The sequence below is a fragment of the Herbihabitans rhizosphaerae genome, from assembly GCF_004216555.1.
Lineage (GTDB): Bacteria > Actinomycetota > Actinomycetes > Mycobacteriales > Pseudonocardiaceae > Herbihabitans > Herbihabitans rhizosphaerae.
Map to the genome: position 1 here is coordinate 566,619 of NZ_SGWQ01000002.1, position 22,133 is coordinate 588,751.

19 protein-coding genes and 1 tRNA gene are annotated in these 22,133 nt (G+C 68.7%); 8 read left to right on the forward strand and 12 right to left on the reverse strand.

The window, feature by feature from the left end:
* Positions 1-3 precede the first annotated feature (3 nt).
* A complete protein-coding gene (locus EV193_RS08295) occupies positions 4-1,182 on the reverse strand; it encodes a tyrosine-type recombinase/integrase (protein ID WP_130343400.1) in 1,179 nt (392 codons plus the stop codon).
* Between the two features lie 124 nt (positions 1,183-1,306).
* Here EV193_RS08295 and EV193_RS08300 point away from each other — a divergent pair, with 124 nt between their 5' ends.
* Together EV193_RS08300 and EV193_RS08305 are read left to right on the forward strand one after the other, a co-directional pair.
* Entirely contained in the window at positions 1,307-2,569 is a 1,263-nt protein-coding gene (locus EV193_RS08300; RefSeq protein ID WP_130343401.1) for a hypothetical protein, read from the forward strand.
* Positions 2,570-2,654: 85 nt separating this feature from the next.
* Positions 2,655-3,431 (forward strand): metal-dependent hydrolase, encoded by a 777-nt coding sequence (locus EV193_RS08305; RefSeq protein WP_130343402.1) that lies wholly within the window; start codon positions 2,655-2,657, stop codon positions 3,429-3,431.
* On the opposite strand, the gene EV193_RS08310 is transcribed toward EV193_RS08305, so the two are convergent.
* The 3 genes from EV193_RS08310 to EV193_RS08320 all read right to left on the reverse strand — a co-directional run bounded on the left by EV193_RS08310 (position 3,423) and on the right by EV193_RS08320 (position 6,431).
* The gene (locus tag EV193_RS08310) at positions 3,423-4,202 is read right to left on the reverse strand and encodes an HAD family hydrolase (protein WP_130343403.1); all 780 of its coding nucleotides are present in this window, start codon (positions 4,200-4,202) and stop codon (positions 3,423-3,425) included. The two genes, EV193_RS08305 and EV193_RS08310, sit on opposite strands and share 9 nt — an antisense overlap.
* A gap of 523 nt (positions 4,203-4,725) precedes the next feature.
* Positions 4,726-5,379: a class I SAM-dependent methyltransferase gene (locus EV193_RS08315; RefSeq protein WP_130343404.1), complete on the reverse strand. Its 654-nt coding sequence runs from the start codon at positions 5,377-5,379 to the stop codon at positions 4,726-4,728.
* Between the two features lie 5 nt (positions 5,380-5,384).
* Positions 5,385-6,431: a cytochrome P450 gene (locus tag EV193_RS08320; RefSeq protein WP_242613218.1), complete on the reverse strand. Its 1,047-nt coding sequence runs from the start codon at positions 6,429-6,431 to the stop codon at positions 5,385-5,387.
* A gap of 155 nt (positions 6,432-6,586) precedes the next feature.
* Between EV193_RS08320 and EV193_RS08325 the strand changes: the two genes are divergently transcribed.
* The 3 genes from EV193_RS08325 (at position 6,587) to EV193_RS08340 (ending at position 9,635) form a co-directional block, all read left to right on the forward strand.
* Complete coding sequence (locus EV193_RS08325) at positions 6,587-7,171, forward strand: TetR/AcrR family transcriptional regulator (RefSeq protein WP_130343406.1); 585 nt, start codon at positions 6,587-6,589, stop codon at positions 7,169-7,171.
* A gap of 194 nt (positions 7,172-7,365) precedes the next feature.
* Positions 7,366-8,601: an FAD-dependent oxidoreductase gene (locus EV193_RS08335; protein WP_130343407.1), complete on the forward strand. Its 1,236-nt coding sequence runs from the start codon at positions 7,366-7,368 to the stop codon at positions 8,599-8,601.
* Entirely contained in the window at positions 8,598-9,635 is a 1,038-nt protein-coding gene (locus tag EV193_RS08340) for a flavin-containing monooxygenase (RefSeq protein WP_341273146.1), read from the forward strand. The genes EV193_RS08335 and EV193_RS08340 overlap by 4 nt, the downstream gene beginning before the upstream one ends.
* A 17-nt stretch (positions 9,636-9,652) precedes the next feature.
* Here EV193_RS08340 and EV193_RS08345 read toward each other — a convergent pair whose 3' ends face one another.
* Positions 9,653-9,949, reverse strand: coding sequence for a hypothetical protein (locus EV193_RS08345; protein ID WP_130343408.1), 297 nt, complete (start codon positions 9,947-9,949; stop codon positions 9,653-9,655).
* A 344-nt stretch (positions 9,950-10,293) separates the two neighbouring features.
* On the opposite strand from EV193_RS08345, the gene EV193_RS08350 reads away from it, so the two are divergent.
* Positions 10,294-11,712 carry a VanW family protein gene (locus EV193_RS08350; protein WP_165401288.1) on the forward strand — a complete coding sequence of 473 codons (1,419 nt, stop codon included), beginning with the start codon at positions 10,294-10,296 and terminating at the stop codon, positions 11,710-11,712.
* A 56-nt stretch (positions 11,713-11,768) separates the two neighbouring features.
* Here EV193_RS08350 and EV193_RS08355 read toward each other — a convergent pair whose 3' ends face one another.
* The 5 genes from EV193_RS08355 to EV193_RS08375 all read right to left on the reverse strand — a co-directional run bounded on the left by EV193_RS08355 (position 11,769) and on the right by EV193_RS08375 (position 17,402).
* Positions 11,769-12,983 (reverse strand): hypothetical protein, encoded by a 1,215-nt coding sequence (locus EV193_RS08355; RefSeq protein ID WP_130343409.1) that lies wholly within the window; start codon positions 12,981-12,983, stop codon positions 11,769-11,771.
* A 134-nt stretch (positions 12,984-13,117) separates the two neighbouring features.
* Positions 13,118-14,848, reverse strand: coding sequence for an aminotransferase class V-fold PLP-dependent enzyme (locus tag EV193_RS08360; protein ID WP_130343410.1), 1,731 nt, complete (start codon positions 14,846-14,848; stop codon positions 13,118-13,120).
* Positions 14,845-15,606, reverse strand: coding sequence for an amino acid ABC transporter ATP-binding protein (locus tag EV193_RS08365; protein ID WP_130343677.1), 762 nt, complete (start codon positions 15,604-15,606; stop codon positions 14,845-14,847). Before EV193_RS08365 ends, EV193_RS08360 begins: the two co-directional genes overlap by 4 nt.
* Before the next feature lies 1 nt (position 15,607).
* On the reverse strand, positions 15,608-16,477 hold the full coding sequence (locus EV193_RS08370) for an amino acid ABC transporter permease (protein ID WP_130343411.1): 870 nt from the start codon (positions 16,475-16,477) through the stop codon (positions 15,608-15,610).
* Positions 16,467-17,402: an ABC transporter substrate-binding protein gene (locus EV193_RS08375; protein ID WP_130343412.1), complete on the reverse strand. Its 936-nt coding sequence runs from the start codon at positions 17,400-17,402 to the stop codon at positions 16,467-16,469. Before EV193_RS08375 ends, EV193_RS08370 begins: the two co-directional genes overlap by 11 nt.
* 110 nt (positions 17,403-17,512) lie before the next feature.
* Here EV193_RS08375 and EV193_RS08380 point away from each other — a divergent pair, with 110 nt between their 5' ends.
* Positions 17,513-20,023: a GH92 family glycosyl hydrolase gene (locus EV193_RS08380; RefSeq protein WP_130343413.1), complete on the forward strand. Its 2,511-nt coding sequence runs from the start codon at positions 17,513-17,515 to the stop codon at positions 20,021-20,023.
* A 67-nt stretch (positions 20,024-20,090) separates the two neighbouring features.
* On the opposite strand, the gene EV193_RS08385 is transcribed toward EV193_RS08380, so the two are convergent.
* A tRNA-Leu gene (locus EV193_RS08385) sits at positions 20,091-20,175 on the reverse strand.
* Positions 20,176-20,508: 333 nt separating this feature from the next.
* Between EV193_RS08385 and EV193_RS08390 the strand changes: the two genes are divergently transcribed.
* A complete protein-coding gene (locus EV193_RS08390; RefSeq protein WP_130343414.1) occupies positions 20,509-21,639 on the forward strand; it encodes a GNAT family N-acetyltransferase in 1,131 nt (376 codons plus the stop codon).
* On the opposite strand, the gene EV193_RS33700 is transcribed toward EV193_RS08390, so the two are convergent.
* Positions 21,621-22,079, reverse strand: a complete 459-nt coding sequence (locus EV193_RS33700; protein WP_207222549.1) for a hypothetical protein — start codon at positions 22,077-22,079, stop codon at positions 21,621-21,623. The two genes, EV193_RS08390 and EV193_RS33700, sit on opposite strands and share 19 nt — an antisense overlap.
* Between the last annotated feature and the right edge of the window lie 54 nt (positions 22,080-22,133).

Genomic DNA, 22,133 nt, shown 5'->3' on the forward strand with positions numbered 1-22,133 from the left:
CTGTCAAACCCGGTGCTGGCGCCGCTCGGAGATCACCTGCGCGATGGTGTGCACGGGGCTGGTGCCCAGCCGGTGCCGGGCGGCGTCGTAGCCGCGGGTCGTGCGCGGGTCGGCGTGCCCGAGCAGGTCCTGTACCTGTTGCAGCGAAGCGCCGTTGGCCAGCGCGATCGTGCCAGCGGTCCGGCGGGTCGAGTGCAGCGTGATCGTTTCCCAGGTCGACACACCGATGTCGCGAGCCACCACCTTGAAGTGGTCATAGACGTTGCTCTGCACCATTTGTCGGCCGCCGGTCAGTTCGGGCCGACGCGGGTGCGGGGTCGACACGAAGACGAATCCGGACAGGTTCTCCACGGCGATTCCCGCCCGCCGCGCGCGCACGTCCCAGTACCGGTGCAGCAGGCGCAGGACGTCCTCGGACAGCGGAACCCAGTCGGCCTCGCCGCCCTTCTTGACGTAGTGCAGCACCGCGTACTTCTGGTGCCCGTCGGACTCGAACCCGATGTCGCTGATCCGCGCGCGCAGCACCGGCGCGATCCGCAGGCCGGTGTGGAACATCAGGGTGAACATCGCGGCGTCGCGCCAGGCCGCCTCCTCGCCGAGCCGTTCGGCTCGCTCGACCAGACCGTCGAGGAACATGGCCAGTTCGGTGGCGTCGACGGTGGGGTAGGGCGAACGCTTGCGTCGCTTCGGCCGTTTGGTTCGCGCGGCGGGGTTGAGCACCGCGAGCTCGTTGTCCTGCAGGTAGCCGTACCAACTGCTCAGCCCGGACAGCCGCTTGCACACCGTATCCGCGGCCGGCTTGACCCTGACGAGTTCGCCGTCGACCCACCGCTGCGCGGTCATCTGCGCCTTCCAGGCGTCGGTGTCGGCACGGCGAGCCAGCAGAGGATCGCGGCCGACGTGGCGACACCACAGCAGGAAATCCGCCAGCGCCAGGAAGTAGCTGCGTCGTGAGGTGTCCGCCAGGTCGACCAGCCAGCGCACGGTGAGCGTGCGCGGGTCGTAGGGATCGTCCGGGTCCGGCGGTGGCAGGACAGGGAGCAACGCGACGGTGGCGGCGATCTGTCGCTCCAGATCCGCCGCCTGCTCCGTACGCCGCAGCCCGAACTGGTCGAAGACCTCCAACGCGCTCGAAGTCTCGACCGCGGGTGCCTCCCACTTTTGCTCGCTGCTGCCGGCCACACCGCAGTCTACAACGAAGGGGTGATAACAGTGATTCTCACCCCTCTAATTGACCATGCAGATGTCTAGAAATATCTAGCAGTGTTGCACAAGTAGAAATTTATCACTGTGATAAGGTGAGGTGGTGACCAAGCAAGCCGTGTCGACCGGCGATGACCAGGTGTTTTCCGACAAGCTGGAGGACCGCCCCGGAAATCGGCCTGACGAAACCGGTGACGAAACGGCCGTCAAGGCACTCAGGGAGGCACGCCGGGCGTTGACGAGCGGCGTTCGCCGCTGCGCCTGCTGCGGCAACCCGCTGCCCCCGCCCACCCGGGAAGCCAAGAAACCACGCAAGTACTGCCCGGACGGCCAGGGCGGCTTCGAGGACAGCCACGGCATCACCTGCGCCGAACTCGGCCCGGCCAAGGAGAAGGTCGACCGGGTTTTCGACCACGCGGCTGTCCCGCCGGCCGGCCTCGAACGCCTCGGCGAGCAGATCGCGGCCGCCCAGGACCTGCTCGGTCCCGAGAGTCCGGTCACCCGGCTGCTCACCGGCCTGGCCGGCACCATGACCGGCGTCGGCGATCAACTGGAGAACACCGTCGCCGAGGCGCTGGCCCGCGCCGAGCGTGCCGAGGCCGACGCCCGCGAGGCGCGCGGCGAGAAGAACGCCATGGAGATCGAGCGGGACACCGCCACACACCAGGCCCAGCAAGCCGTACTCGACCGTCAGGCCGCCGAACGCGACCGCGACACGAAGGTCCGCGCCGCCGAGAACGCGGTGAAGACCGCCCAGGAAGATCAGCGCACCGCCGAACGAGCCCAGACCAAGGCCGAGGCCGAGCGCGACCTGTACCAGGAACAGGCCACACGAGCCGGCGAGGCGGCCGAACGCGACCGTGTGCGCGCCGAGGAGACCGCCCGCGAGAACACCGAGCTGACCACCAAGGTCACCGAACTCACCGAGCGGCTGCGGCAGGCTGGCGCCGATCTCACCGCGCAGCGCGAACAAACCCAGGCGACGCTCGACCGAATCGCGGCCGAGACCGAGGCCAAGATCGAGACGATCCGTGACAGGGCCCGCGAGGAGGTCGACGCCGAGCGCGTTCGCGCCGACGGGCTCGCCGCCGAGTTTCGTCGCGATCTGCAAGCCATCCGCGGTCGCCACACCACCCAACTCCGCCGCGTCGACCGCCAGTCGAGCACCGCCCTCGCCACAGTGCGACAACTACACCGCGACCTCGCCGCCGCTCGCCGCCGCCCGGCCGACGTCACCGACCGCGAATGCGCCACGTGCACCACACTCGACGACTTTCTCGCCGCGGCGGACGAGACCCTGGGCGAACTCGACGGCAGCCTGGCCACCCTCGACGTCGACGAACCAGCCGACGACCCTCGCACGTAATGATCTTCGGCGCGTCGCGCCGTCCGCGCGGGCTGGATCTGATTGGATCGCCGGTCGTGGGCACGCAGGGGGAGGGCTTTCGCTGATGATGGGCCGCACGCACGCGTTGACCGGTTGGTGCGCGGGACTGGCCGCGGCGCCCCTGCTCGGCATCGGGTCGGTGTACCAGGTGCTGGCGTTCGCCGCGACGACCGCCGGGTTCGCGCTGCTGCCCGATCTCGATCACCCCGGCGCGAAGGCCTCCCGGCTGCTCGGCCCGTTCTCCCGGGCGGTGAGTTGGCTGCTGCGGCGCGCCTCGGCGGCGCTGTACGCGGTGACGAAGGGGCCCAGGGACGAGAAGCGCACCGGAACTCATCGCCACCTGTCGCACACCGTGCTGTTCGCGGTCGGACTCGGCTTCGCCACCCATGCCGGCACGAAGGCCGGTGGCGCGTGGGTGGTCGCCGCGATCGTGCTGCTCGGCCTGCTGCTCGCCGACGCCTGCCTGGGCGACTGGCTGCTGCCGGTCGGCTGCGCCGCGGTGGTCGTCTGGGTGTACAAGGCGCCGGATGTGGTGGCGCAATTGGACGCGCTGGCCGGTTTGCTGGGTGTCGCGGTCGCGTTGGGCTGCGTGGTCCACTGCCTCGGCGACGCCATCACCGAATCGGGTTGCCCGTTCCTCTTTCCGATCCCGATCGCCGGTGAGACCTGGTATGAACTCCGCCCGCCCAAGGTCCTGCGCATCCGCACCGGTCGCCGTGTGGAGAACCTCGTCGTGTTCCCGGCCTTCGCCGTGCTGGCGGTGTTGCTGTTGCCAGGCGTGTGGGCCTTCACGGTGGCCACCATCGGCGGTGTGTTCGACTCGCCGACGGCGTCACCGTGAAAACGTCCATCGCGCCTCCTCGTCGATAAGCTCCGCGGCCATTCGAAAATCTGAGACTCGCTTCCAATTACTGACGGAAGGCAGTTCACGGCCGCCGGATGCCCAGGTGACCTCTATGGGCGTGATGCCACAGCTCTCCGCGGCGCTCAACTCGCCATTGTTGCCGTCCCCAAGGAAATATGCCTCTTGAGCCTGACAGTTCAGGAGCGAGAGTGCGTGATCATAGATTCGCGGATCCGGCTTCACCGCGCGTATCTGATAGGAGAGAACTTCGCAATCGAAATGCGACCGCAGCCCGCTGGCGTTCAGTGCCCAGTTCACGCTGGGCGAACAGTTGCTGACAAGGCCCACCTTGTAGCCTCGACGCCTCAATTGGATCAGAAATTCTGCCGCCCATGGGCCGAGTTCGATGTTCTCCAGGAGCATATCGTGCTCCATTTGAGCAAGTTTGCCCACGTCAACGTCGCCCGTGACACCAAGCCGCTCCAGAATAACCGCGAACCTCGCTGACGTATCGACGATGCCCCCGACGTTGCTGTCATATGTCGTCGATTCCCATTCCTGCGCCAGTCTGTTCGCGTCAATGGACAACATCTCGGCCATCTGGGCGTGCATGGATTCTCGGACGCCCGGCTTCACCCTGATCAACGTGTCGTAGAGATCAATAAGTACGGCGGCACGCCCGTACGGTCGAGACCGAAATTCCCAGAGGTAGTCGAACCATTGGCGTGTTGAGTGGTACACCCGGATCTGAAGATTGACATTGGCCACAATTGTCTTGATAGGTGACAGCTGCGGCCAATGCGTTCAATTCCGAAGCGACATGTGAAACATTCCGCCTCGTTCGCTCAAGGAACTGCGGGATGGTCAATCTTGCCGCGGCGTGCTCCAACGCGGTTTTCTCGACTATGGACTGAGAGTCCGGATTGAGCATCAGTATGCGCACCCTGTGGCCGGCCGACAGGCTGCGCCTGATCTGAGGCATGATCTCGGCCACGATGGCGTGAACGGAGTAGCCGACGACGTCCATTGCTCCCGGACTGCCGTTTCAATCGCCGCTCGGAACCTTGCGAATGCTGTCTCTGGCGCTACCCGGGCGAGCTCACCGTCAGAGCGTGCGCGCTTTCGACCCGCGCGGCGGCCCAGCTCGAACACCGCCGCATAGAACGCCAGAAGCGATGCTACGGAGCCGGCGATGGCCAGAAACGTCATCATGGGCAGGTCCTCACCAGGGCGCGGGAGAGCGGAACACCCTGCCGATCGGGATGTGGCACCGCTCCATTACCGCCACAATTCAGCCGGCAGAATGGTCCGGTTCCCTGGGGACTGGTGTGGCGGTGCCGAGGATGTGGCGGGTGAACGGCGTGCGGGCGTTGCCGAGCCAGAACCGGTCGATCGACTCGATGGTGAACCCGGATTCGTTGATCGTGGCGGTGGTGTCGCGGCCGGTGTGGCAGCCGCCGGCGAGGTGCGGCCAGATGGTCGCGTCGAGGATTCGTTGGGTGCGGGCGATGCCGCGGGTGTCGGCGCGGACGTGTTCGAGGAATCGGAGCTGGCCGCCCGTTTTGAGTACGCGCCTGATCTCGCGCAGCGCGGCACCTGGATCGTTGATCGAGCACAGCACCAGGGACACCACGGCGGCGTCAAGGCTGGCATCGGCGGTCGGGAGGTGCTCGGCGAGGCCGGCGACCACCTCGACCGGGACGGGGGCTCGCTCGGCGGCGATCTCGGCGAGCCGACGTAGCCGGTGCTCGGGCTCGACGGCGACGACCCGGGTCACCGTGGGCGGATAGTGGCGGAAGTTGAGGCCGTTGCCGGCGCCGATCTCGATCACCTCACCGGTCAGGCCGGCCAGTAGCCGCTGTCGGTGCTCGGTCATGCCGCCACGTTCGGCCGCCCGGCTGAGCGCCGGGTACACGCGGGCGAAGATCGGATGCTGGTGTGCCATGTCGTTCACCATTCCACCGCGAGTGTCGTGAACCCGCCGGTCAGTACGTCACGCCGTGGCGTCAGCTCGTTAGCCGGCCTGGTGAGCCGCATCGTGGGGAACCGCGTGGTGAGCTGCGTGAACACGGCACACAGTTCGATGCGGGCGAGTGGGGCGCCGATGCAGTAGCGGATCCCGTGCCCGAAGGTGAGGTGTGCGGCGCCGGTGCGGGTGATGTCGACCTGGTCCGGGTCGGCGAACACCGTGGGGTCGTGGTTGGCGGTGTTGGTGTCCAGCAGCACCAGTTCACCGGCGCGGACGGCTGTTCCGGCGATCTCGAGGTCGGTGCGGGCGTAGCGCGGGATGCCGCCACCGCCTTGGCCGGGGGCGCGCAGGATCTCTTCGACCGCACCGGGAACCAGCTCGGGGTCGCTGGCCAGGGCCCGCCAGTGCTCCGGGGTGTCCAGCAGCAGCGCGGCGCCGAGGCCGATCCGCGCGACCGTGGTCTCGTGGCCGGCGAACAACAACGCCATGGACAGCATCGCCGCCTCGTCGTCACCGACGCCGTCCGTGGCGCACAGCCGGGAGATCACGTCGTCCGCCGGCTCGCGCCGCTTGCGGGCGACCAGGTCTCGGCCGTACTCGAACAGCGCGCCCAGCCCACGCTCGGAGCGCGCTCGATCCCGCACGTCGCCCACCTGACCGGTCCAGGCGCGGAATCGGTCGCGATCCTCGTACGGCACGCCGAGCAACTCGCAGATCACCAGCACCGGCAGCGGAACGGCCACCAGCGCGTGCAGGTCCGCTGGCGGCCCGTGCTCGGCGAGCGCGTCGACCGATTCGCTGGTCAGCTCCGACACCCGGTCGGTCAACGCGCGCATCCGCTTCGCCGTGAAGTGCGGTGCCAGCAGTGAGCGCATCCGCGCGTGGTCGGTGTGCTCGGTGTCGAACGAGCCCAGCGGCCCGCCGAACAGGGCCGACTCGCCCGTGCGGGCCGCGCTGTCCGGCTCGGGGTGCGATCGGCCCAACCGGTCGTCGCCGAGCAGTCGTCGCACCTCGGCGTAATCGGTCACCAGCCAGGCATCGTCCCCGACGGGCGTGCGTATCCGATGGATCGGCCCGGAGCTTCGCAACGCCACCATCGCTGGGGCCTCCTAGTTAACATCTGCAGATACACAACGTTGTAAACTAGCGTAGAAGTAAACATGCCTGTTAACAAGGAGGGTTCGTGGCGACGAGTCAGCGGCTGCCTCGGGCGCAGCGGCGTGAGCAGATTCTCGACGCGGCGACGCGTGTGTTCGCCCGCGCCGGCTATGCCGCCACCAGCGTCGACGATGTCGCGGTGGAAGCCGGGATCACGCGGGTGCTGCTGTACCGGCATTTCGACTCGAGGACCGACCTGTACCGGGCCGTGTTGGATCGGGCCCGCGCCCACCTCGGCGACACCGTCGGCTCCCGCGACTTCGACGACAACAGCATCGCCGACCTCGTGCGTGCCGCGGTCGCGGATCCGGACGGGTTCCGGCTCCTGTTTCGGCACGCGGGCCGGGAACCGGAGTTCCGCGACGTGATCGAGACGATGAGGGCGGCCTCGACCGAGATCGCGGCGAACGCGCTCGCCGACCACGTCCCGGACGGACCGTGGCGCGCCTGGGCCGCCCGGCTCGTCCCGACGCTGGTGTTGGAGGCCGTCCTGGCCTGGCTCGACGTCGGTCAACCCGATCCGGACACCGCGGCCGACCGCATCGGCCGCGCCGTGCACGCCGCGCTTGACGCCGCCCAGCCCGAACCGAGCGAGCGACCGGCGCCGTAGGGGCATCGTCGGTGTGCCGCACGGTGTAGACGAACATCGCGCCCGGTCGCAAGACCCGACGAACCTCGCCGACCAGGCCCAGGATCGGTTCCGCAGCATCGATTGGGCAATATCATCGACCGTAATCGATGGTTGCACCCGGTCGGCTCGGCCGCTACATTCATCCACATCGATGGATAAATCGATATGGATCGATGGAGGTTGTCGTGGGTGAGCCGGTGGTGATCGTCGGAGCCGGGCCGGTCGGGCTGGCGGCGGCGGCACACGTGCTGGAGCGTGGGCTTGAGCCGTTGGTGCTGGAGGCTGGTGACGCGGCGGGTGCCGCGGTGCGCGAGTGGGGCCACGTGCGGTTGTTCTCGCGGTGGGCTGAGCTGGTCGACGAAGCGGCTGCCCGGTTGCTTGCTTCGACCGGTTGGGTGAGGCCGGCCGGGGACGTCTATCCGACCGGAGGTCAGTGGGTGGACCAGTATCTGGGGCCGCTTGCGGCCGCGCTGGGGGAGCGGGTGCGGTTCGGCGCGGTGGTGACCGGGGTGGCGCGCCGGGGGTGGGATCGGGTGGTTGACGCGGGCCGCGAGGACGAGCCGTTCACGGTGCACCTGACCGGGGCCGGTCGCGGCGGGCAGGAGCTGATCACGGCGCGCGCGGTGATCGATGCGAGCGGCACGTGGAACTCGCCGAGTCCGGCCGGTGCGGACGGGCTTCCCGCGGTCGGCGAGGCTGCCGCCGGGGAGCGGATCAGTTACCGCGTTCCGGACTTCGGTGACGATGTGACCCGGGCGCGGTATCTGGGCAAGCACACGGTGGTGGTCGGGCGTGGGCATTCGGCGCTGACCGCGTTGATCCAGTTGGCCCGGCTGTCCGAACAGGACGGTGCGACGCGGGTGAGTTGGGTGCTGCGTCGCGGCCTGTCGCCGAACACCTTCGGCAGCGGGGAGTCCGACCAACTTGCTCAGCGCGGTGCGCTCGGCTTGCGGGCGAGGCAGGCCGTCGACGCCGGCACGGTGGAGGTGGTGACCGGGTTCCGCACCGCGGCCGTCGAGTCCACAGTGGACGCCGTGACGCTGGTATCCGAGGAGGGTGCGCGGATCGAGGGCGTGGACGAGGTGGTGGTGCTGACCGGGTTCCGGCCGGATCTCGGGTTCCTGTCCGAGGTGCGCCTCGACCTGGATCCGACGCTGCAAGCTCCGGTGAAGCTCGCCCCGCTGATCGACCCGAATGTGCACTCCTGCGGCACGGTCCGCCCGCACGGGGTGGTCGAGCTGGCGCACCCGGAGCCGGGTCTGTTCGTGGCCGGCATGAAGAGCTACGGCCGGGCGCCGACGTTCCTCGCGCTGACCGGCTACGAGCAGGTGCGCAGCATTGCCGCGGACCTGGCCGGAGATCGCGCGTCGGCCGAACGGGTGGAACTCGTCCTGGAGGCCACCGCATGAGCATGCACGACGCCGTCGTCATCGGCGCAGGGCAGGCTGGGCTCGCCGCCGCGAAAGCCTTACGGGACAAGGGATTCGATCCGGTCGTGCTGGAGGGTTCGGACGCGCCGACCGGGTCCTGGCCGCGTTACTACGACAGCCTCACCCTGTTCTCGCCGGCCCGGTTCAGCTCGTTGCCCGGTATGGCGTTCCCTGGAGACCCGGACCGGTATCCCCGCCGTGACGAGGTGGTCGACTACCTCAAGCAGTACGCCACCGCCCTCGACGTCGACATCCGCACCGGCCACCGCGTCACCGCTGTGTCCACAGTGGACTCGCGGTTCACGGTCGAACTCGCCGGCCGGCGGCCCCTGCACGCGCGGTACCTCATCGCGGCGACCGGCGCCTTCGGGCAACCACACGTGCCGAGCTTCGACGGCGAGTTCACCGGGGCGATTCTGCACGCGTCCGCCTACACGACCCCGCGATCCCTTGCGGGGCAACGGGTTGTCGTGGTCGGCGCGGGTAACTCGGCGGTGCAGATCGCGGTCGAGCTTGCCCGGCACGCGAAGGTGACCCTGACCAGTCGCTCGCCGGTGAAGTTCGTCCCGCAGCGTCCGTTGGGTCGTGACCTGCACTGGTGGCAGCACATCACCCGAATCGACAGCTGGCCGATCGGGCGGTGGCTGCCGGAGTCCTTCACCCAGCCCGTCTTCGACACCGGCAGCTACCGCGCGGCGATCGAGGACGACCGGCCCGAGCGGACGCCGGTGTTCTCCCACCTGGACGGCGACGGCGTGATCTGGGCCGACGGCCGCCGCGAACGAGTCGACACCCTGCTTATCGCCACCGGCTACCGGCCCGATCTCGGCTACCTGTCCGAGACGCACGCACTCGACGACGGCGGCATGCCGGTCCACAGGAACGGCGTGTCCACGACGGTGCCGGGACTCGGCTACGTCGGCCTGGAGAACCAGCGCACCCTCTCGTCGAACTCGCTGCGCGGGGTCGGCCGCGACGCGAGGTACGTGATCGATCGACTCCTGCGGGCCTGACTCCACGACCCGCCGGCTCAGGAGGTTTGTCGCCCCTCCTGGGTCAGCACGACCGTCCTGTTCGCCAGGGGCTCGACCAGGTGCACCACAAGATCCGGATAGCGGATGTCCATCGTGCACGGCCTGGATTCCTTGGGAACGGTTTCCACAATTCTCACGACGACCTTGGCCGCGGATTGCTCGGCGATTTCAGCATTCGCACGACTGCACCCGCTTTCCTTGCCCTTCAGGCCGACCGTAGTGCCGCGGCGTTCGGTCCACACCTTGGCTTGGAAATCGTGCAGCGCCGCCGCGTCCACCTGTCCCTGCGGCACCACCTGATGCTGTGCCGGCGGCGGCCGACCAGGCGACGAATTGGGTGGTGGGCTCGTCGACTGGCCTGGGGGAGTGCTACTCGACGCGGGGTTGGCGCATGCCGTTCCCAGGATTGCCAGGACACTTGCACTGATCGTAATGGTGATTCGTTTCATGGTTGGAGGACGGAACCGGGAACGGATTCGGTTGCACCGTGTACGAGACCGCCGAGGCGTGACCGTGTGGGTGATACCCGCCATTCGTTGACACCGCCGGCGCGCGGTCGCGGGGGTCGCCGTCGGCGCGTCGGGGCGGACGCTCATGATATTGACGATGCCTCCCTTCACATGGCGCGAGGAGACCAGTGACCGACGACGGCAGTAGTCACATCCAGATCGATCGGCAGGTCAGCGATGCCGAGGCACAGACCGACGATGGTGCGGTCGCCGAGACTGAGCCGGGTCGCGCGCGGCGTCGCTGGCCGCTGTTGGCCGCGCTGATCGGGCTCCTGGTTCTCGGCGGCGTCTACGGGGTGGACCTGCTGGTGTCAGCCGGGACTGTGCCGCGTGGCGTGGTCGTCGCCGGTGTGGAGGTGGGCGGTCTGACGCGGGCCGAGGCGGAGTCGCGGTTGACCGAGCGGTTGGCGTCGCGGCTCGCCGAGCCGGTCACGGTGGTGGGGGCGGACGGTGCGCGCGCGGTGCTCGATCCGCGTGGTGTCAACGTCACGGCCGACTGGGCGGCAACGCTCGACCGAGCCGGTGACCAGCCGGTTGCGCCGTGGACGCGGGTGCGGTCGCTGTTCACGACGACCGAGGTGAGTCCGGTCCTGTCCAGGGCGGACGGCGCGGCGTTGGTGAATGTGTTGGGTCCGCAGGTGTTGCCGACCGAGCGGCCGGCTTCGGACGCGCGATTGCGGTTCGCTGACGGGCGGCCGAGCGTGGAGCCCTCCGTCGCGGGCCGTCGCGTCGACTGGGATCGCCTGGCCGCGGCGTTGCCCGAGGTGCTCGCGCGGCCACGTGACCGGGTGGTGGAGCTCGCGTATCGGACGGTGCCGCCGGCGGTGGGCACCGAGCAGGTGACCGCGCTCGGCGTGAACGAAGTGATCGGTGAGTTCACCACCAAGGGTTTCGCCCGCGATTCGGGGGTGAACATCCGTGTGGTGGCCGAGAAGGTGAACGGGGCGGTGCTCCCGCCGGGTGGGACGTTCAGTCTCAACGGTTTCACTGGGCCGCGGGGCAGGGCGCAGGGTTACGTCGAGGCCGGTGTGATCGAGGAGGGCGTGCCGGCTCGTGCGGTCGGTGGCGGTATTTCGCAGTTCGCGACGACGATGTACAACGCGTCGTATTTCGCCGCCATGACCGATGTCGAGCATAAGGAGCACAGTTACTACATCAGTCGCTATCCGATGGGCCGTGAGGCGACGGTATTCCAGAATCCCAACGGCTCCAGTGTGATCGACTTGAAGTTCCGCAACGACAATCCCACCGCCGTGGCGATCCAGACCATCTGGACGCCCGCCACGATCACGGTGAAGCTGTGGGGGACGAAGCGCTACACGATCGAATCCGTCAACGGCGGCCGCTACGGCTCCACGGGTGCGCCGACAACGATCAAACCCCCGGGCGAGTCGTGTCGCGCCAGCAAGGGGCAGTCCGGATTCAGCACCTCGGACACCCAGATCGTCCGCGATCTGACCGGAAAGGAAATCCGCCGCACGCCCCGGACAGTGGTGTACAACCCGGTGCCCGCGATCCGCTGCCAGGCCGAGAAGCCCACACCCTGAGCGCACTTCGTGGCCGACGGTCAATGGACACACTCGGGCCTGATCAGTTGACCGGGTCAGGTGTTCGTGCGGGGTGCGCTGCATTTGTGAGCCGGCGGGGTGTCGCGCCAGAGGCAGACCTCGATCGTGGTGTCCTTGCCGCTGATCTGAGTCGCTACGGCCGGTGAGTACACGTAGTCCGGTTCGGTTGCTGGTAGCGGCACCGCGCAGTTGTGCCAGGGACCGTTGCCGATCTTCCAGCGGGTCATGATTCCGCCGTTTTGCCGGTCGTGGTCATCGGATCCGGCGCGGCCCCAGATGTAAGTGCGGCTGTCCTTGACGGTGCGCCAAACCGATCCGTTCATTGGGCCAAAGTCAAGGATCTCGCCTAGCTGGGCATGGGACGTGAGCGCGCTCCCGGTGGGGAGGATTTCCCCAGCGCCGGTGGCTGTATGGCATTCCTCGGCCGCGGTCGGAAAGTCCTTCTCGGGTGGCGGGACAGTGCCGAGCTCGTCACGGCTGACCAGGACCACGATGACGGCGATCATGAGCACGGCCACCCCGGCCGCTCCTGCTGCCAGCAGCCACCGGCGCCGGCGTGGTGTGACAGAGGCGGTGGGCACTTGTTCCGGCTTGTCGCTGTCGTCGCCGGGGGAGGCTTGCCTCGCCTTCTCGAGCGTGGCGCTGCGATCGTGGGCAGATGCCTGGGAACGGTGTCCGATCACGGTCAGCCACGCCCGCACGGTCTTGGAGTCGGTGATCGCGACCGTGGTCCCGGCGAACTCCTCGGGGTGGATTCCCTTGTGTCCCTGGGAGATCACGTCGGTGTGGAACACGTCGGACACGACCAGCACCACGGTCGCGGCGGGTGTGCCGGCGAGCGCCAGCTTGGTCGCCGGCGCGTTGAGCATCCGGGCCAGCACGACCTTCGGCGACCCGGTCAGCCCGTGCGCGTCGCGCACCAGATCGCCAGCGTGCAGCGCCACCCGCACCCGGATCACATCGTCCTCGCGAGCGGTCCGGTTGCGGTGCCGCAGCGTCTCGGCGAGGTGCCCGAGCAGCGGATACACCAGGCGCGACTTGGGCACGTCCGGCTCCACCAACACGATCAGCTCGTCGCCGCGATCCTGTGTCTCGCAACGCGCCCAGTCGATCCCGCTGGCCTCGAACGCCTCGACCACCGCGGGAAACAGCGCCTCCCGCATGCGCGCGTAGCCGGCGTTGTCCCGCGCGCTGGACCGCTCGACATCGATCGCGAACAACGCCCGGTACACCGAGACCCGCTCCGTCATGAGATCCCCCTGAGATCGAGTGCCTACCCAGTGTGACCCGAGCTGTCGACCATTTCCAGCCGGCGAACCACCGACCCACCGATCGCACGATCTCTGATCGCCTACGACCGCTGATCGAATTCGGACTTACTCGTCTAGCCGCGGATCTCGTTGAGGTAGTTGTAGATCGTGTGCCGGGTGACGTCGAGCTGTCCGGCGAGGTGCTCGACGGATTCCTTGATCAGGAAGAAGCCGGCGTCGTCGAGCTCGCGCACCACGGCAGCCTTGTGCGCCTTCTTCATCAGCTCGATCGGCACGCCGGTCTTGGTGATCGCCCGGTCGACCAGGAACCGCTGCAGGCTGTCCACGTCCGGCGGGAACGTCTCCCGGTGGGGCGTCCTCGGCTGCTCCCCGTTGGCCAGTTCGCTGTTGACGCACAAGCAGCCGATCGCCGTGCCCTCGCCGTCGCGCAGGAACAGCGTCGAGGAGCGGATCGACCTGCCGTCCGGGCCGTAGGTCAGGTAGTTGGTCAGGTTCTGCGTGGTTCCCCTGCGGATGAGCCCGAGCAGCAGATCGGTCATCGGGCCGCCGACGGTCCGGCCGGTGACGTCACCGGCGATCGCGATGATCGAGTCCGGCAGCTTGCTCAGGTCGTGCAGCAGCACCTCGTTGCCCGGGCCGAGCATCGCGGCGAGCCCGTGCACGGCGGGCACGAGCGCGGTCAGCACGTCGGACGGCGGCGCACCACCGGCCGCTCGGGCCGGAGCGGCGACGGTGGTCACCGGCCGGACCAGCCGGGCCAGCGCGGCGCGCACCCGGTCGGCGGCCGTTGCCGGCGTCGAGGCGTGTGGGGAGAGGCGGACGTGGTCCGGCCGCACGGTCGCGGCGATGTCGGCGGCGGTCAGCGCCGCGCCGACCTGCTCGGCTGGATAGCCGGGCAGGTCGAACCCGAGGATGCCGGCGCGCCGCTCGGTCGCGGACACGATCCGCCCGCCCGCGGACTCGAGAACCTGCTCCAGCTCGCCGATCCGCTCGGCGATCCGCCCCGCGATCGCGGGCACCCGTGCCTGCTCGACCAGCTCCAGCGCGGCGGCCAGCGCGCCGGAGGTGACCGGGCTGAGGTTGCTGATCGACCAGCCGGCGGCGGTCGGGTCCGGCGGATGGATCATCTCGTCGAACAACCCCGGGTCCAGGGCGCCGGTCCAGCCGGACAGCAGCGGCCTGGTGCGCTCCAGGGCCCGGTCGGACAGCACGGCGAAGCCGGTTCCCCAGCCGGCGCGCAGCCACTTCTGCCCGCCGGCGACCAGGATGTCGGCCGCCTCCCACGGTTCGTCGGCCACGCCGAAGCCCTGGATGGCGTCCACCACCAGCAGCCGGTCGCCGACGACCTCGCGCAGCGCGGCGAGATCGGCGCGGTAGCCGGTGCGGTAGTCCACCGCGCTCACCGCGACGGTCGTGACGGCGGGGGTGAGCGCGGCGGCGACGGCCTCGGGGGTGACGTGGCCACCGCGCAGCCAGCGCACGGTGAGCAGGCCGGCCTGCTCGGCCCGCGCCCACGGGTAGGTGTTGGCGGGGAACTCCGCGGCGGGTACCAGTACCTCGCCGCCCGGCGTGTTGAACGCCGCCTGGAACAGGCCCGAGCTGGTGTTGGGCAACAGCACGACGTGGTCGGTGTCGGTGCCGGACAGCCGTGCCGCGGCGGCCTTGGCGCGGACCTCCTGCCGCATCAGCTCGTCCACTGTGGACGGTCCAGCGGTGGTGGTCTGGTCGAGCAGGTGGACCGTGGTGTCCAGCACGGCGTGCGACGGCGGCCCGAAGCGGGCGAAGTCGAGGTAGCCCGCCGGCTCGTCGAACTGCAGCAGGTACCGGGGGGCGATCCGGCTCATGCGAGAACCCGGGCGAGGAACTGTCGGGTGCGGTCCTCCCGCGGATCGCCGAGCACCTGACTCGGCGGGCCGGTCTCGACCACGGCGCCGTCGGCGAGGAACACCACCTCGTCGGCGGCTTCGGCGGCGAAGCCCATCTCGTGTGTCACGACCAGCATGGTCATCCCCTCTGCCGCGAGTGAGGTCATCACCGCCAGCACATCACCGACCAGCTCGGGGTCGAGCGCGGAGGTGGGTTCATCAAACAGCATCAGCTCCGGTTTCATGGCCAGCGACCGGGCGATCGCGACCCGCTGCTGCTGCCCGCCGGACAGCTGCGCCGGATAGGCGCCGGTACGCTCGGCCAGACCGACCCGCTCGAGCAGATCGAGCGCCTCGGCCCTGGCCTGCTCGCGCGGCGTGCCCAGCACCCGGATCGGGCCATCCATGACGTTCTGCAGCGCTGTGCGGTGCCCGAACAGGTTGAAGTGCTGGAACACCATGCCGATCTTGCGGCGCTGCCGGGCGACCTCGCGCTCGCGCAGCTCGTACAGTTTCCCGTGCCGCAGCCGGTAGCCCATCGGCTCGCCCGCGACCCAGATCTGGCCCGCGTCAACGGTTTCCAGGTGGTTGACGCACCGCAGGAAGGTGCTCTTGCCGCCGCCGGACGGGCCGAGCAGGCAGACCACCCGCCCCTTGGCGACGTCGAGGTCGATGCCGCGCAGAACCTCGGTGCCGCCGTAGGACTTGTGCACGCCGACGGTGCGCAACAGTGGCAGGTCAGACACGGGCGCTCCTTGCCGCCCTGGACACCGGGCCGCGATCGGCGGCGCCGAAGGCACGTTCGAGGTAGTGCTGGCCGATGCTCGCGATCGTGACCACGACCATGTACCACACGGCCGCCGCGAGCAGCGTCTCCATGACCAGCAGGTTGTGCGAGGAGATGTTGTTGGACGCGTGGATCAGCTCGGTCACCCCGATGACCGACGCCATCGACGTGCCCTTGAGCATGTTGATGAAGTCGTTGCCGGTCGGCGGGATGATCACGCGCATGGCCTGGGGGAGCACCACCCGGCGCAAGGTCGTCGCCGGCGTCATGCCGATCGACTTCGCGGCCTCGGTCTGCCCGGTGCTCACGCTGGTGAGCCCTGCGCGCACGATCTCGGCCATGTACGCGCTCTCGTTGAGCGCCAGGCCGAGCAGGGCCGCGGTGAACGCGCTGATCAGCACGTTGGTCTGCTCGTGAACAAGGTGTCCGCCGAACGGCAGCGAGATCGAGATCATGGGGAAGACAAGCGCCAGGTTGTACCAGATCAGGATCTGCAGCAGCACCGGCAGACCGCGGAACAACCAGATGTAGCCCGAGGCGAACCACCGCGCGACCGGATTGGCAGACAGCCGCAGCAACGCGATCACCACGCCGATGACGATCGCGCTCGCCTGTGCCAGCACCGCCAGCACCACGGTGTTCAGCAGCCCGATCGCCATCACCCGATACCACAGGAAGTCCGGGACGGAGTTCCACTGGATCTTCGCGTTGCCCAGGGCGATTCCGAGCAGCACCAGCAGGGCGATGATGATCAGCGCGCTGATCCAGCGTCCCCACCGGCGCAGCGGCACCACGGGCAGTGGCTCGGTGTCAGCCGCCATTGATCACGGCCTCCTTGACCGCGCCCTGCTCCACGCCCCAGGAGCGCAGGATCGCGCCGTAGGTGCCGTCGGCGATCAGCGCCCGCAACGCCGCGCGGATGGCGTCGGCGAGTGGACGGTTGTTCTTGTCGACGCCGATCCCGTACGGCCCGCCGTTGATCGGCGCACCCGGCACGACCTCGAAGAACGCGCCGTCACCCGCGGTGCGGGAGACGTACACCGCGGTCGGCAGATCGTTCAGGATCGCCGCGACCCTGCCGGTGCGCAGCTGGTTCTGGTTCTGCGTGTCGCTGTCGGTCGCCACCGCGTTCACCGCGGGCTTGCCGGCGCCGGTGCAGCGCGCGGTCTGCTCGGCGGCGAAGGCCTGGTGCGTGGTGCCCTGGACCACGGCGACTGCCTTGCCGCACAACGTGTCCGAGCCGGTGATGCCGTCCGGATTGCCCTTGCGCACCATGATCGTGATGCCCGAGGTGAAGTAGTCGATGAAGTCGATCTGCCGCTGGCGTGGCTTGGTGTCGTTCATCGCGGCCATGGTCAGGTCCACCCGCCCCGACTGGAGGCCGGTGATCAGCGAGCCGAACGCCATGTCCTGGTGTGCGACGCCCACGCCGAGCTTCGCGGCGATCGCCTTGGCCAGGTCCACCTCGTAGCCGATGGGCGTCTTGCCGTCGGCGGAGTAGAAGTTGTTCGGCGCTGACTGCAGGCTGGACGCCACCTGGAGCGTGCCGGCCTGTTTCACCCGGTCCGGCAGCGCGGCGTGCATCGCCGGGTCCTTGCGCACACCGGCGATCACCTGCGTGTTGTCCGGGATGGGCGATGCGGCCCTGCCACCGTCACTGCCGCTGCCGTCACCGCAGCCGGCGACGGCGACCAGTGTCAGGCCCGCGACGAGCCACTTGACGTGTGGAATCCGGCTTCTCGACATCACGACCTCCGGGCTGGGCCATCTGGGTCAACGCAAAGTACAACGTCTTGTTGAAGAAGTCGACACCGTGTAGAAGTCCTTGTGTCGGACGCACCGGAGGGACTCCTGTCATGCGCTTCACGCTCGCCCCCGTCCTCGTGGCCGCCCTCGTCCCGTTCGCGGCGCAGCCCGCGCAGGCCGGGCAACCGGCCGGTGATCCGGCCCGCCACGTCGACCCGTTCGTCGGCAGCGCGAACAAGGGCAACACGTTCCCGGGAGCCGTCGCGCCGTTCGGCATGCTGAGCCTGTCGCCGGACCAGCGTCGCTACTACGGGCCCACGTCCGGCCCGAACGCCGGCAAAGGAGCGATCCGGCCGGCCTCGCCGAGTGGCTACCAGTACGACACCGACTACATCTCCGGCTTCAGCCTCGCCCACCTGTCCGGCCCCGGGTGCATCGGCAGCGCCGGCGACGTGCCGCTGATGCCGATCACGCGGGAGGTCACCACCTCGCCGGCGGCCTCGGAGTACACCGCGCCGTATCGCAGCACCTTCAAGCACGCCAACGAGCAGGCGCAGCCCGGCTTCTACCAGGTGGGGCTGGACTCCGGGGTGACCGCGTCGATGGCGGCCGACCAGCGTGCCGGCAGCCTGCGGTTCGCCTACCCGGCCGGCACGCCCGCCGGTCTGTTGGTGCGCGGCTCGGACTCCATCGCGGGCAGCAGCGACGCCGCGCTGTCCATCGACGAGGCGGGGCGCACCGTGTCCGGCTCGGTCACCGGCGGCAACTTCTGCGGGCCGTACACCGACGACAGGATTCTGCAGCGCAGCTACTACACGCTGCACTACACGATCACCTTCGACCAGCCGTTCACCGCGACAGGTACCTGGCGCGACGCCGCCGTGAGGCCGGGCGGCACCCGCGTCCGCGGCGGCACCGGGTACGAGGGCGGATTCAAGCCCGACGGGTCACCGGCCTACGGGTACCCGCCGCATGGCAAGGGCTCCGGCGGCTATCTGATGTTCCAACCGGGATCGACGGTCAACGCCCGGGTCGGCATCTCCTACGTCTCCTCGCGCAACGCCGAGGCCAACCTCGCGGAGGAGAACCCCGACGGCACCACGCTGGAGGAGATCCGAGACAGGACCCGGCGAGCCTGGAACGCCGAGCTGGGCCGGATCGCCGTCGGCGGCGGCACCGAGGAGCAGCGGCGCACGTTCTACACCGCGCTGTACCACTCGCTGCTGCACCCCAACGTGATCAACGACGTGAACGGCCAGTACCCCGGGTTCGACGGGCGGCCACACCGGCTGAGGCCAGGGCAGGACGCGCAGTACGGCACGTTCTCCGGCTGGGACGTGTACCGCTCGCAGGTGCAGTTGGTGACCCTGCTCGACCCGAAGCGCGGCAGTGACATCGCCTCCTCGCTGCTCAACCAGGCCGACCAGAACAAGGGCGTGTGGGACCGCTGGACACACCTCAACGGCGGCACGCACGTGATGGTCGGCGATCCGTCCGCCGTCGCGCTCGCCGGGATCTTGTCCTTTGGTGGCAAGGACTTCCCGGTGCGCGAGGCGTTCGGCTCGCTGGCCACCGCGGCCCGCGTACCCACCAAGGACGACTACTCGCGTGCCGGCTACGAGGTGGCGGTCGTCGGGCAGCGCCCGTCGCTGGACAAGTTCCTGCGGCACGGCTTCTACCCGGCGGACTGCAATGCCTGGGGGTGTCCCAACGAGACGCTGGAGATGGCCGCGGCCGATCACGGTCTCGCCACCATCGCCAGGCAGCTCGGGGACGAGCGGTCCTACGCCGAGTTCGCGAAGCGGTCGCAGTCCTGGCAGAACCAGTTCAACCCGGAGAGCGGCTACGTCCAGAACCGCAACGCCGACGGTAGCTGGGTGCCCGGGTTCGACCCCGCGTCGGCGAAGGGTTTCGTCGAGGGCACCGCGGCGCAGTACGTGTGGATGGTCCAGCACAACCCGGCCGGGCTGATCGACGCCATGGGCGGCCGGCGGAACGCGATCTCCCGCCTGGACCGGTTCTTCAAGGACGAGAACGGCGACTGGGTGCTGATCGGGCCGTGGGACGGCACTACCCACGCCAACATGGACAACGAGCCGTCGATCGGCGTGCCGTGGCTGTACAACTACGCGGGCGCGCCGTGGAAGACCCAGGAGACCGTGCGCGCCACGATCCGGCAGCTGTGGCTGGATACCAAGGACGGCGTACCCGGTGGGCCGGACGGTATTCCGGGCAATGACGACCTCGGCCAGATGAGCTCCTGGCTGGTGTTCTCGGCCATGGCCGTGTACCCGCAGAACCCGTCCCAGGCGGATCTGGTCGTGACCGCGCCGCTGTTCCCGTCGATCACTGTGCACCGGGCCAGCGGGCAGACCCTGCGCATCACCGCGCCGGGCGCCGGCCTGGACAAGCCGTACATCACCGGCATGAAGCTCGACGGCGACGCACGCACGCAGACCTACGTCCCGGCGTCCGCGTTGTCCAGGGACACGACCGTGGACTTCGCCCTGTCGGCCACCCCGGACACCGGTTGGGGCACCGAGCCGGCCGATGCGCCGCCGTCCAACCGCGATGGCGAAGCGCTTTCGCGCGACCAGCTGGGTCCGCTCGGATCCAGATAGACAGCCGCCAGTCCGCGATTACGCGGCCGTTGTGACGATTCAACCCAAGACCCGGGTGAATAGTGTGTGTCCGAGGGGGGACTTGAACCCCCACGCCCTTAACCGGGCACTAGCACCTCAAGCTAGCGCGTCTGCCATTCCGCCACTCGGACTCAGTGGAGGACGCAAGCCTAACCGATGGTGGGGAGCTCGCCCAACTCGGGTTCAGTGCCCGAAAGTTGGTGACTCTTCGTGGTGATTTCCGACACCACGTGGCTCGCGTTGAACGATAGCTCGGTTAGTGCATCCGGTCGTATTCCCTTGTGAGCCTGGTCGCTTCGACGGTACATCGGCCCAGGTGGGACCTGAAACCGAGCTTGAACCGGCCTCGGGGCACGTTACTGTGGGTGACGTTCTGGGGCAACTGGCCCCGATCACCTTCGACTGGCTGCAGGGCGCGCGACCGGCGCGTCCTGGACGGGTGCGCGCTTACTGAGGGGCTGCGAGTGGGGTTCGAACGGGCTCGGATCGATGATGTCTACGAGTTACTTGAGCTGTATCGGAAGGTCTACGGGCGGGGCTACGCGCTTCCGCTCGGTACCGATCCGCAGGTGATGGGCGATCACATCAATTCACCGGACACCACCTGGTTGGTCGGCCGGGCTCAGGGCCGGGTGGTCGCGTCGATCTTGGCCACCCGTTCGTCGGCGGACCGGCTGGCCAAGATGCAGGGGCTCGTGGTCGATCCGGACAGGCGCGGCTCGGGCGTCGCGCAGCAGGCGGTGCGCTCGCTGGCGGACGCGTTGCTCGACAGCGGGGAGGTGGATTCGGTCTATGCCACAGCGCGGACCACGGCCACCGCGCCGCAGCGGATCTGCTTGCGCGCGGGGTTCCGCGGGCTCGGCATCTTTCCGAATCAGCGCAAGGCGGCCAAGCACGAAACCATGGTGCTGCTGGCTCGCCATCAGGACGGGGTGCTCGAACAGCGGGTGCCTGTGGCACGGGTGCCCATCGGGCTCGGGCCGATCATGGACGCACTGGATAGCGTGCCGGGAATGCCGGTCCGCCCGAAATGCATGCCGTCGGACATCGTGCGGCCGCGCACCGCGCGCGCCGCCGGGGGAGACATCGAACTCGTTTCAGCCGACCGATTCGTGCTGCGCCGGTTCGACGAGGTGCTCACCGACCCGGCCCGCCGGTTCTACCCGTTCCACCAGCCCAACGTGTTGCTCGCCGGCCCGGACGGCGACTACGAGGTGTACGCACATTTGAGCCCGGCGGACGGGTATTGCGCGCTGATCGGTGCGGTGCCCTCGGCCGGCGTGGTCACCGAACACCTGGACCAGATCATCGCCAGGCTGGCCGAGTCCGGCGCCCACCACGTGGAGACGCTGGTGCCGCTGGACGCCTTCGACGGGCTCAGCGCGCTGCTCGCACACGGCTTCCTGCCGGCGGCGGTCTACCCGGCGATGCGCCGTGAGGCCGACGGCTTCCACGACTACGTCGTGATGACCCGCACGATGCAGCCGCTCGATTTCCGTGGCCTGGCAATGGATGCCGCGTTCCGCCCGTTCGCCGAGCAGTACATCTCGCAGTGGACGCAGATGTACCTCAACACTCAAGGAGTGTTTCGTTGAGTTCGTACCTTGACCCGGTCGAGGTTCCCGATCCGGTGGCCTTGTCCGCGGTCGCCGAGTTGTGCGACCTGCCGCCGTACGAAGAGCACAGCGACGACTTGTTCGTCGACGCGATGAACCAGATCAACGCGTGGCACGCGGAGCGCTCGGAGTTCTTCGCCGCGCTGTGGGCCGACACACCGGGTGCGATGGCCGACATCGACGATCTGGCCCGCCAACCGTTGGTACACGCCAACTTCTTCAAGCAGCACTCGCTGGTGTCGGTGCCCGAGTCCGAGGTCGCGCTGCACGTGACCTCCTCGGGCACCACCGGGCAGAAGTCGCAGATGCACTTCGACAAGTGGACGCTGCACACCGGCCAGCGCATGGTCGCCAGGATCTTCGACCATCACGGCTGGATCGACGACTCCGAGCCGGTCGACTACCTGATCTACACCCATCAGCCGCGCCCGGCATCCGGCTCGGCGCCTCTTTCACGGATCACTACCTGTGCG